Source organism: Ruegeria sp. YKSD179, from assembly GCF_059612885.1.
On record NZ_JBXWRL010000036.1, the window covers coordinates 41160 to 52711 of the forward strand.

The 11552-nt window shown below is 52.8% G+C and carries 12 protein-coding genes and 1 pseudogene; 3 read left to right on the forward strand and 10 right to left on the reverse strand.

Going from position 1 to position 11552, the window contains the following annotated elements; translation table 11 throughout:
* Positions 1-207: 207 nt before the first annotated feature.
* From AC2FNE_RS16465 to AC2FNE_RS16510, 10 genes are all read right to left on the reverse strand, one after another.
* A complete protein-coding gene (locus AC2FNE_RS16465) occupies positions 208-987 on the reverse strand; it encodes a succinate dehydrogenase iron-sulfur subunit (protein ID WP_170474984.1) in 780 nt (259 codons plus the stop codon).
* 12 nt (positions 988-999) lie between these two features.
* Positions 1000-2805 carry a succinate dehydrogenase flavoprotein subunit gene (gene sdhA, locus AC2FNE_RS16470; protein WP_496805815.1) on the reverse strand — a complete coding sequence of 602 codons (1806 nt, stop codon included), beginning with the start codon at positions 2803-2805 and terminating at the stop codon, positions 1000-1002.
* Between the two features lie 24 nt (positions 2806-2829).
* Entirely contained in the window at positions 2830-3204 is a 375-nt protein-coding gene (gene sdhD / locus AC2FNE_RS16475) for a succinate dehydrogenase, hydrophobic membrane anchor protein (RefSeq protein ID WP_170474979.1), read from the reverse strand.
* Positions 3205-3215: 11 nt separating this feature from the next.
* The gene (gene sdhC / locus AC2FNE_RS16480; protein WP_496805816.1) at positions 3216-3599 is read right to left on the reverse strand and encodes a succinate dehydrogenase, cytochrome b556 subunit; all 384 of its coding nucleotides are present in this window, start codon (positions 3597-3599) and stop codon (positions 3216-3218) included.
* A 214-nt stretch (positions 3600-3813) separates the two neighbouring features.
* Complete coding sequence (locus AC2FNE_RS16485) at positions 3814-4476, reverse strand: DUF1194 domain-containing protein (RefSeq protein WP_170474974.1); 663 nt, start codon at positions 4474-4476, stop codon at positions 3814-3816.
* 156 nt (positions 4477-4632) lie between these two features.
* A complete protein-coding gene (locus AC2FNE_RS16490) occupies positions 4633-5661 on the reverse strand; it encodes a MaoC family dehydratase (RefSeq protein WP_496805817.1) in 1029 nt (342 codons plus the stop codon).
* Positions 5661-5867: a DUF1737 domain-containing protein gene (locus AC2FNE_RS16495; protein WP_170606009.1), complete on the reverse strand. Its 207-nt coding sequence runs from the start codon at positions 5865-5867 to the stop codon at positions 5661-5663. Before AC2FNE_RS16495 ends, AC2FNE_RS16490 begins: the two co-directional genes overlap by 1 nt.
* 12 nt (positions 5868-5879) lie before the next feature.
* The gene (locus AC2FNE_RS16500) at positions 5880-6434 is read right to left on the reverse strand and encodes an NnrU family protein (RefSeq protein ID WP_170606006.1); all 555 of its coding nucleotides are present in this window, start codon (positions 6432-6434) and stop codon (positions 5880-5882) included.
* Between the two features lie 6 nt (positions 6435-6440).
* Complete coding sequence (locus AC2FNE_RS16505; protein WP_170606004.1) at positions 6441-7298, reverse strand: HpcH/HpaI aldolase/citrate lyase family protein; 858 nt, start codon at positions 7296-7298, stop codon at positions 6441-6443.
* Between the two features lie 253 nt (positions 7299-7551).
* Positions 7552-8307 carry a sulfite exporter TauE/SafE family protein gene (locus AC2FNE_RS16510; protein WP_496805818.1) on the reverse strand — a complete coding sequence of 252 codons (756 nt, stop codon included), beginning with the start codon at positions 8305-8307 and terminating at the stop codon, positions 7552-7554.
* 160 nt (positions 8308-8467) lie between these two features.
* On the opposite strand from AC2FNE_RS16510, the gene mdh reads away from it, so the two are divergent.
* The 3 genes and pseudogenes from mdh to AC2FNE_RS16525 form a co-directional block, all read left to right on the forward strand.
* The gene (gene mdh, locus AC2FNE_RS16515; protein ID WP_170474957.1) at positions 8468-9430 is read left to right on the forward strand and encodes a malate dehydrogenase; all 963 of its coding nucleotides are present in this window, start codon (positions 8468-8470) and stop codon (positions 9428-9430) included.
* A 314-nt stretch (positions 9431-9744) separates the two neighbouring features.
* The gene (gene sucC, locus AC2FNE_RS16520; protein ID WP_170474954.1) at positions 9745-10938 is read left to right on the forward strand and encodes an ADP-forming succinate--CoA ligase subunit beta; all 1194 of its coding nucleotides are present in this window, start codon (positions 9745-9747) and stop codon (positions 10936-10938) included.
* A gap of 79 nt (positions 10939-11017) precedes the next feature.
* A pseudogene (locus tag AC2FNE_RS16525) lies at positions 11018-11552 on the forward strand (succinate--CoA ligase subunit alpha); the annotation flags it as partial.

Consider the following 11552-nt stretch of genomic DNA (forward strand, 5'->3'; position numbering starts at 1 on the left):
AACGCCTTGCGTTTTGTGCAGTCGCCATCTGCAATCGCGCGACAGCGAAGATGTTCGCGCACGCCAGATGAAATAGGCAAACACACCACCAGCCAATACAAGTACTAGAACAGGCATCTTTCTGCCTTTCCGCCAGGAACAGGATATTCAAGTTTTGCACCGATCCTTCTTGCCAGGTTTCGGCAAATACCCGAATTATGCCTAAGTTCAGACCGCCCGATCGACCATCATTTTTTTGATTTCTGCGATTGCCTTGGCGGGATTTAGTCCCTTTGGACAAGTCTTTGCGCAGTTCATAATGGTGTGGCACCGATACAGTTTGAATGGATCTTCCAGCTCATCCAAGCGCTCACCTGTGGCTTCGTCCCGACTGTCGATGATCCAACGATAAGCGTGCAACAATGCAGCCGGCCCGAGGTATCGGTCGCCGTTCCACCAATAGCTGGGGCAAGAGGTCGAACAGCTTGCGCACATAACGCATTCGTAAAGGCCGTCTAGTTTCTCGCGGTCTTCAATTGACTGCTTCCATTCTTTTGCAGGGCGATTGGTTTTGGTTTCCAGCCAAGGCATGATCGAAGCATGCTGTGCATAAAAATGCGTCAGATCCGGGATCAAGTCCTTGATCACCGGCATATGTGGCAGTGGATAGATTTTAACGTCGCCTTTGATTTCATCCATTCCGTAGATACAGGCCAGAGTATTGATTCCATCAATATTCATGGCGCAGGAACCGCAAATCCCCTCACGGCAGGAGCGGCGGAAAGTCAGTGTCGGATCAATCTCGTTCTTGATCTTGATCAGCGCGTCCAAAACCATCGGACCACAGGTGTCCATGTCAACAAAATAGGTGTCGACACGCGGGTTCTGACCGTCGTCAGGGTTCCATCGGTAAATCTGGAATTTGCGGACATTGGTCGCGCCTTCCGGCTTGGGCCAGGTCTTGCCGGTGGTGATCCGGGAATTCTTGGGGAGGGTTAGTTGTACCATTAGTTCCTCTCCTTAGAACGTCCGCGCTTTGGGCGCGATTTTTGCCAAGCTAATGCCGCCTTCGTCCTCGGTCGTCAACGGATCGACAATGACAGGACGATAGCTAAGCTCAACTTTGTTGCCGTCAATGTGGCTGACGGTATGGACGCGCCAATTCTCATCATCACGTTCGGTAAAGTCCTCGTGGAAATGGGCGCCGCGGGACTCCTTACGCGCCTCTGCGCTTACGATAGTGGCCAGCGCGCTTGGCATCAGATTGGTCAGTTCCAGCGTTTCCATAAGGTCGCTGTTCCAAACAAGGCTGCGATCCGAAACCTTGATGTCATCCATTTTGGCCGCAATTGCGTTCATCTTTTCGACGCCTTCGGCCAATGTCTTGGAAGTCCGGAATACGGCCGCGTCATCTTGCATTGTTCGTTGCATCTCCAACCTGAGCTCTGCGGTCAGAACCGCACCGCTGGCGTTTCGAATAGCGTCAAAACGATCAAATGCCTTGTCTACAGACGCCTGGTTCAGAACTGGGTTCGGAGCGTCGGCATCCACAACCTTTCCCGCACGGATCGCCGCTGCACGGCCGAAGACAACCAAGTCAATCAGTGAGTTTGAACCCAGACGGTTCGCGCCGTGGACCGATGCACAACCGGCTTCACCCACTGCCATTAAACCCGGTACGACAGCTGTCGGGTCATCGGCTACCGGGTTCAGAACCTCGCCCCAATAGTTCGTCGGGATGCCGCCCATGTTGTAGTGAACGGTGGGAAGAACTGGGATAGGTTCTTTGGTCAAATCAACGCCTGCAAAAACACGAGCGGATTCTGATATCCCCGGAAGCCGCTGCGCCAACGTTTCCGGGGGCAGGTGGCTTAAGTTCAGGTGGATATGATCACCGTTTTCTCCGTGCCCTCGACCTTCACGGATTTCCATGGTCATTGAGCGTGAAACGTAGTCGCGGGCAGCCAAGTCTTTGTAGTGAGGCGCGTAACGTTCCATGAAACGCTCACCTTCCGAGTTGGTTAGGTACCCGCCCTCGCCGCGTGCTCCCTCTGTGATCAAGCAGCCCGAACCGTAAATGCCGGTTGGATGGAATTGAACAAATTCCATATCCTGCAGCGCCAGACCAGCTCGGGCAACCATTCCGCCGCCGTCACCGGTACAGGTATGCGCCGATGTGGCGCTGAAATAGGCTCGGCCATAGCCGCCTGTCGCCAGCACAACCATCTTGGCGTTGAACACATGCATCGTGCCATCGTCGAGCTTCCAGCAGACAACCCCCTGACACTGACCGTCTTCAGACATGATCAGATCGATGGCGAAATACTCAATGTAGAACTCAGCGTTATTTTTCAGGCTTTGACCGTACAATGTATGCAGAATCGCATGACCAGTCCGGTCAGCCGCGGCACATGTCCGCTGTACGGCGGGACCTTCGCCAAACTCGGTCGTGTGGCCACCAAATGGGCGCTGATAAATCTTGCCTTCTTCGGTACGGCTGAAGGGCACTCCATAGTGTTCGAGTTCGTAGACAGCCTTGGGCGCCTCACGAGCCAGATATTCCATGGCATCCGTATCACCCAACCAATCCGAACCTTTGACGGTATCGTACATGTGCCACTGCCAGTTATCTGGGCCCATGTTGGCGAGCGATGCCGCAATACCGCCTTGCGCAGCGACCGTGTGGGAACGGGTCGGAAATACCTTGGTCACGCAGGCTGTTCGCAATCCTTGTTCGGCCATACCTAGAGTCGCACGAAGACCTGCTCCGCCTGCCCCAACAACCACGACATCATATTCGTGGGTTTCATATTCATATGCAGTCATCTTTTTTGATCCTTACCGCGTAATTCACAAGGCAAGCTTGACAAGGGCGAACAGCCCCGCCGCCATCAGGGTGTAACCAAATGCTGCCACTGCCATAAGGCTCAGCTTTTCCGCGACGCCATGCACATAATCTTCAATTGCAACCTGCGCTTCTCGTACAAGGTGAAGTATGACAACCACCAGAGTCAGCCCTGTGATAATTGCAGGAAACGGGCGGCTGTAATATGCGACCACTTCTTCATAAGTGCCGCCGAGCCCATTGGCGAAAGTAAAAACAAACAGTGGAACCAAAAAGACAAGAGCAGTCGAGCTTGCCATCATCTGCCAATGATGATGGGTGCCGTGTCTGCCGGCCCCAGTTCCCAGCGCCCGTTTGCGGTCTGTGAGGTAACTTTGCATGGCCAAACTCCTTAAACCGCAAGTACTGTGACGAAAGTCAGAATGGTCGCCAAGATGAACATCCCGATCCCCAGCTTTTCCGAGACTTCAACATCGACGCAATATCCCAGGTCCCAGATTACATGCCGCAGCCGACCCAGCATGTGATAGTATATCGCCCAAGCAGCCAGGAACATCACCAGATCGCCAAGCCAGCTTCGCATTAAACCGTCAATAAAGTTAAATGCACTTTCACTGGTGGCGGCGGCCAGCAACCACCAAACGACAAAAAAGGAAACAGCCAGCGCGGCGATGCCAGTGATCCGAACCATGATGGATGACACAGACGTCATCTGTGGGCGGTATATCGAAAGATGTGGTGAAAGAGGGCGCTCGCCCCGATTTAAATCGGCCATGTCGGCTCCTTTTCATTTGGCTACCGATGGTTTTACTGTTTTTTGCTAGACTGTCACGTGCTGCGAATGCAAAAACCGTCAATTTAAACCGAAAAATACAGATAAAATGCTTATGTGATCACACAAAATATTCTCGTGATCACATAACAAATTCACTTAAATCAATGTTAGCGATTTCCGAAGTGTGGAAATGTGATCACGAATCTTTGGACTTTCAATCCAAATCCGCTGTTTGCTGCGTCACTTCGCGCAGCAACTTTTTTCTAATGCGTTCTGGGTAATCAGCAAATCCCGCAGCAGAAACTACAAATGCCCCTTCTCCAGCGATAACGTTCTCAAAGAAATATGCCGTCAGGTCCGGCTCACTTTCTTCGATTGCAATTGCATTCACAGTTATTCCACGGTCACGCAGCAAGTCGCGCAATTCGGATGGTTCGATACCTTCGTTGGATACACCATCACCTGACAGATCAATCAAATGGCGTGAACATTCGGACACCTCGTCAAACCGCGCCACAGTAACCGACAATGCCTCGCCAATAGCCGTCGAAAAGTTTCGCCAAACGCGTGGATCTGAGGCGACCTCGCTGGCAAAAGCATCTAGTGATGCAAAACTGTCAATCTTCGTCCAAGGTATCGTAATTCTTTGGCGAGAACTACCTGTCCACTGAATCAACATCAATTGCGACTTACCCCTGACTAAAGCTTCAGACACCACCGGGTCGCGCAGCCCCGCCGCCAACCCATCCATCTGAATCCTGTATTCAGTGGAATCGACCGAGCCAGATACATCAACAGCCAGGGCCAATGCCAGATCGCATGCGAGGGCCGGAGTCGCACTCAAGATTGCCAAAGTAGCCGCGCGCAATATTTGCATTTTGCAACCCTAACACAGTTGAAGGTTCGGCAATTCAATTTCCTGTCAGGCAGACATTTAAACTGTAAGTCAAAAACCGCTCGATACGCGGTGGCCTCAAGACTGATCGAGGGATGCTTAGTCATCCGTTGAAACGTTCAGTCTCTGCAAGGAAAACTATTTTGGCATTAGCGCCCAGACATCCAAATCGAGCAAGACTTGTGGCAGGTAACGCCCGTCTTCGCTCTTTAATTCGAACGGAGCGCCGCCGTTGTTTGCTACAAGACGAAGTCGTATTGCACCCACGCCAGGAACGTCTGTATCTGCCTTGTCCAACACCTCAGACCAAGCCTTGATGGTCTGACCCGCGAAACACGGGTTTGCATGCGCGCCACCGTTGAGACCCACGATCATTTGCGCATTGGCCAAGCCGTTATATGACAAGGCCCGCGCCATCGAAATCACATGGCCACCATAAATCAACCTCCCCTCTGGTCGGAAAGTCAGATCAAAGTGGACTTTGGCCGTGTTCTGCCAAAGGCGAGTTGCCAACATGTGCTCGGCCTCTTCAACAGTCACACCGTCAACATGATCTATAGTTTCACCAATCGCATAGTCGCCCCAGCGATGTGTTTCGCCTGCTTGCAAGAAATTGTAGTTCGAAAAATCCAATCCCTTTGGTACAACAAGGTCCTGAGCTGAAAGCGCCTTGTTAAGTTCGGGTATGACCGTTTCAGGCGCAGGGGCATCCAGATTCGATTTCCTCACCATGACCCAGCGGACGTATTCAATGACTACTTCTTCTCGTTGGTTTAAGCCTTTGGTACGCACCCAAACGACACCCGTTTTGCCGTTCGAATTTTGCTTTAGTCCGATCACCTCGGACTCTGACCGCAGTGTGTCGCCGGGGTGGACAGGACCCAGCCAGCGTCCTTCGGCATAACCCAAATTGGCCACAGCGTTCAACGAAACGTCGGGTACTGTCTTGCCAAAAACCACGTGAAATGCCGCCAGATCATCAACAGGGCTTTGTGGCAAGCCACATGACCGCGCAAATTCGTCTGAAGAATAGAGAGCATGACGCGACGGATAGAGCGCATGGTACAGGGCGCGTTCACCATTGGTGACAGTTCGCGGCACAGGGTGGTGCAGGACCTGCCCCACGGCGTAGTCCTCAAAGAACCGACCGGGGTTGGTTTTTGCCATTATTGTTGTCCCAATTTCATTTCAGGGGAATAATCAGCCGCAATCTCTTTGGTCACGGCCTGCCCGCAACGCATCACCTTGCTGGTTGCGTCATAGGCATAGGTGGGATCCCCATACAATTCCCAACCTTTGGCCAACGCTTCGGATACCTTGTGGCAGAACGCCGAGGTGTCCTCTTCTGTCAATAAACGATAAAGCTTGGCCATGGCCTCAACCTTCTATGATGCAAACGGGGAAGGACCGACCAGCCCGTGAATGTATCCCACGACACCCAAAAGCACGATGGAACCGACAAAGAACATCGCGTCTTTGCCGTAGGTGCCAGGCTCGCCGGGCGTCCACTCGGGTTCGGCACGATTGATGACAATCACCTCGACTACAGCCCAAGCTAACAGCCCTCCGAACAGCACGATCGAGGCTAGGTCGCCGTTGACTAACAGATGAGCGAATGCCCACAGTTTGAAGCCAGCCAACATTGGGTGACGAACGTTGCTCAGCAAACGCCCTTTTTGGCCTGCCGGACTCATAAGATAGAAAGCGATTAGAACAAGAAGGTTGTTGATGTGAACCATAAAGGACGGCGGCGCCCAGACATGAATGTAATCAGTCATGCGGTAGCCGAAGATCATCAGAAGGATCGAAACGACCAACGCCAAGGCGACTACGCCCTTGCCTGCATCACCAAGAGCTGCGCGCTTTTCTGGCATAATACGTTTGAACAGATGCGCAGCCCACCATAGGGCCACACCAAGGATCAGAAGAAAAAAGCCCATGCTGGCCTACCCCGCTTGCAATTCTGAAATCGCCTCTGCTTTTGCCAGAATTTCACGTGCAGTTACAATGTGCAGGTTTTCTACGATCTTCCCATCAACGACGGCAACGCCCAATCCCTGTGCCTCGACCTCTTCAAAGGCGGCAATCTGACGTCGGGCCAAGTCGACCTCTGCATCCGAAGGCGCGAAAGCTGAATTCGCAATTTCAACCTGCGCAGGATGAATAAGTGTCTTGCCATCGAAACCCATAGCGCGACCTTGATCACACTCTGCCGCCAAGCCGTCGTCATCCTTGAAGGCGTTATAAACGCCATCGACAATAATCAGGCTCTCAGCCTTTGCAGCCAGCAGACACAATCCCAGCGAGGTCATCAGCGGCAAGCGGTCGGGTTGAAAGCGGGTTTGCAACTCTTTTGCCAGATCGTTGGTGCCCATGACGAACCCTGCCACGAGTGGATGGGCCGCAATTTCCGCCGCGTTCAGCATCCCTCGTGGCGTTTCCATCATTGCCCAGATCGGCAGATCACCTGTGATTGTCGACAACGCCTGTACATCCGACGCTGAGTTCACTTTCGGCAACAGAACTACGTCAGCATCCATTTCGCGAACGGCTAAAGCATCCGCACGCCCCCATTCGGTATCCAAACCGTTGATCCGTACGATTTTGACACGTGAACCGTACCCTCCTGCAATCAGTGCGGCTTTTAAAGTTTCACGAGCATTTTCTTTTTCATCTGCCGCGACTGCGTCCTCAAGGTCGAAAATAATTGCGTCCACTGACAGTGAGCGCGCTTTTTCCAAGGCCCGCTCTTTCGAGCCTGGAATGTATAGAACGGAACGGTACGGACGTTGACGGGGATCCACCGGCTTCTCCCTTGGTAATAAAGTTGCGCGAAATGGGGCATTTTTTGACGGAAAGTTCAAGCGCAAAATTGCCGCGTCGCAGCATCCAAGCTTTCTGCGGGGCAACACGCGATGCATGTTAAGGATTTCTCACACATGCGCTCCCGTCCTAATACTCTTACAACATTGGAATTTCGAAAAGCGATTTCGGTTATGGCGGAAACTTCGTTCTTTTGACCCAGTCAGCGCACCATTTATGCGTCAATCCGCACCTTCAGGTTAATGCATCCCATATCAATTTCGTGCCCGTGATCGTCAACAATACGTAAGCGATCATAAAGAAAAGTCGTTCAGAGATCATCCAATGCGCCCGAACGCCCAGCCAAGCACCTAAAATCGCAAATGGCGCAAGCAACAAATCAGCCCACGCGGTATGCCAAGTGAACATCCCCAAATAGGCATAGGGAACAAATTTTGCGATATTGATAACCCAGAAAACCAAAACCGTGCAGGCCTGAAACTCTGTCTTGGTCAGGCGCTGGGACAGAAGATAAACAGCGGCTGGTGGGCCGCCAGCGTGGCTAACAAAGCTGGTGAAACCAGCGACAAGCCCAGCGAATATTCCAACCGAAGGTGGCAATTTTTGCCTGAAACCGTTGATCCAGCCATTGGATTGAGAAACATGCCAGGCAACGAAACCAACCGAAATTCCGCCTATCAAAAGACGCAGGAAATCATCATCTGTCACCCCGAAAAAAATCGCTCCCAGGGCGACTCCCGGGACCGCGCCCAGCATCAACAGGCGCGCTTCTGGCCAACTCCAACGGTTCCAAAAGGGTCCAAGCGTGGCGACATCAATTACCATTAATAGTGGCAACATCAGGGCCAGCGCCTGTCCCGGCGTCAAAATCAAAGCTAGAATCGACGCCGATGCAAACGCAACGCCCGAGCCGAATCCGCCCTTTGAAATACCTGCAAAGATCACGGCCGGAATAGCCACAGCGAAAAACATCAGGTTCATTTCGAACATGCAACGCCCCGGAATCGGCCTGTGTCATTGGCCATTTAGCGCATCAAGCTTGATCGTTGCAAACAGTATGCGGTCGCATGCCGCGCTGCTCGACCCTTGCGCACGGCGGCTTAACCGACTAGCAAAATCTCGATTTTAAAACCGACCGGAGATATTCCAAATGGCCAGACCCAAGATTGCGCTGATCGGCGCGGGGAACATCGGCGGCACGCTTGCGCATCTTGCTGCTGTCAAAGAGCTGGGTGATGTTGTCCTGTTTGACATCGCAGAGGGGTTGCCGCAGGGCAAAGCGCTCGACATAGCCGAATCCGGCCCATCAGAAGGATTTGACGCAGCATTGTCAGGCACCAGTGACTATGCCGATATCGCTGGCGCAGATGTATGCATCGTGACTGCAGGCGTTGCCCGCAAACCAGGGATGAGCCGCGATGACTTGCTGGGCATCAACCTGAAAGTCATGAAGTCGGTCGGTGAAGGCATTGCTGCGCATGCACCCGACGCGTTCGTGATCTGCATCACCAACCCGTTGGACGCGATGGTGTGGGCTTTGCGCGAGTTTTCGGGCCTTCCACACAATAAAGTATGCGGCATGGCTGGTGTCTTGGACTCTGCTCGTTTCGCTCATTTCCTCGCGGAAGAATTTAATGTGTCCATGCGTGATGTGACTGCATTTGTTCTGGGCGGACACGGTGACACAATGGTACCGTCAGTTCGTTATACGACAGTTGCCGGAATTCCTCTGCCCGACTTGGTGGAAATGGGATGGACTACTCAAGAAAAACTTGATGCAATTGTCCAGCGTACCCGCGACGGTGGAGCTGAGATCGTCGGTCTTCTTAAAACCGGCTCTGCCTATTATGCGCCGGCCACATCCGCAATTGAAATGGCCGAAGCCTATCTTAAAGACCAGAAACGCGTATTGCCCTGTGCGGCTTATTGCAATGGCGAACTTGGCGTCAAAGGTCTGTACGTCGGCGTCCCGACAGTAATCGGCGCCGGAGGTATCGAGCGAATCGTGGACATCAAGCTGAACGACGACGAACAGGCTGGTTTCAATAATTCTGTAAACGCGGTGAAGGGCCTGATCGAGGCTTGCAAGGGCATCGACAGCTCTTTGGCCTGATCCGGCTTCCATGGCATTTACCAAACCGGCCTTATTGGGCCGGTTTTCTTTTTGGCTTCTGCTGAATTTTGACACCCATCACATTTGGGAAAGGGTCGCGGAAACGCTGAGATTTGGATATGAAACCACCTTTCCACGGTGAAGATATCGAATCATGCCATGGTCGAAAGATCTTTGTGATCACACCCTAAAATACTGTGATCACAAATATGAAAAATCTTCAGCAAATTCCCGTGACAAATAAAAAAACTCTTTAAACTTGGCCACTAGACACGCCTATAACGGTTTAATCGTAGTCAGACGGGACAGTTTCGATGAACATTCACGAATATCAGGCCAAAGCTCTCTTACGCAGCTATGGCGCTCCGGTGTCCGATGGTCGCGCTGTTTTGCGCGCCGAGGAAGCCAAAACCGCAGCCGGAGAACTGGATGGCCCACTTTGGGTTGTTAAAGCACAAATCCACGCAGGTGGCCGCGGTAAAGGCTCTTTCAAGGAGACCGACGCAGGCGAAAAAGGTGGTGTCCGTCTGACCAAATCAGTCGAAGAAGCCGCAGAAGAAGCCAAAAAGATGCTGGGTCGCACGTTGGTCACGCATCAGACAGGTCCCGCGGGAAAGCAAGTCAATCGCATTTATATCGAAGCTGGTTCGGGTATCGAACGCGAGCTTTATCTCGCCTTGTTGGTGGATCGTCAGACCAGTCGCATCTCGTTTGTCTGTTCGACCGAAGGCGGCATGGACATTGAAGAAGTGGCTGCTGCAACGCCAGAAAAAATATTGTCTTTCTCGGTTGATCCCGCCACCGGCTACCAGCCTTATCATGGTCGCCGCATCGCATTCTCGCTGGGACTGGAGGGCGCGCAAGTCAAACAGTGCGTCAAACTGATGAGTCAGCTCTACTCCGCCTTCGTCGAAAAAGACATGGAGATGTTGGAGATCAACCCACTAATCATCTCGGACAAAGGTGATCTAAAGGTTCTTGACGCCAAGGTCGGATTTGATGGTAACGCAGTTTACCGTCACCCTGACATTGCTGAGCTGCGCGACACAACCGAAGAAGACCCAAAAGAATTGGAAGCCTCCAAGTACGACCTGAACTACATCGCGCTGGATGGTGAAATTGGGTGCATGGTGAACGGCGCGGGCTTGGCCATGGCAACGATGGACATCATCAAACTCTATGGTGCCGAACCTGCGAATTTCCTCGATGTGGGCGGTGGCGCCACGAAGGAGAAAGTGACTGAGGCATTCAAAATCATTACCTCGGACCCGAACGTCAAAGGAATTCTGGTCAACATATTTGGCGGCATCATGCGCTGTGACGTCATCGCCGAGGGCGTAGTGGCTGCGGTGAAGGAAGTCGGCCTGAAGGTTCCGCTGGTCGTGCGTCTGGAAGGCACGAATGTCGAGAAAGGCAAAGAGATCATCAACACCTCTGGCCTGGACGTGATCGCAGCGGACAACCTGAAAGACGGCGCCGAGAAGATAGTTAAGGCGGTCAAAGGCTAATTCCATGAGGTAGGCCTCGGCCCACCTTTTTCGAAGAATTCTGGCTGGCCAATGCCAGCCTAAAACAGGAGAACGCCAAATGGCAGTCCTCATCGACGAAAATACCAAAGTGATCTGTCAGGGCTTTACCGGCTCGCAGGGCACATTCCACAGCGAACAGGCCATCGCTTATGGCACCAAGATGGTCGGCGGCGTGACCCCCGGTAAGGGTGGAATGACCCATCTTGATCTGCCTGTCTTCAACTCGGTCCACGAAGCCAAAGCCGTGACCCAAGCAAACGCCAGCGTGATCTATGTTCCGCCGCCGTTTGCCGCGGATTCGATCCTTGAGGCGATCGACGCCGAGATGGAAGTCATCGTCTGCATCACCGAAGGTATCCCGGTTCTGGACATGATGACGGTGAAGCGGGCGCTTGAGGGTTCGAAATCGCGACTTGTTGGCCCGAACTGTCCTGGTGTCATCACACCCGACGCATGCAAGATCGGCATTATGCCCGGTCACATCCACAAACGCGGCTCGGTTGGCGTTGTCTCGCGTTCGGGCACGTTGACTTATGAGGCAGTCAAGCAAACCACTGATGTCGGTTTGGGTCAGTCCACTTGTGTCGGTATCG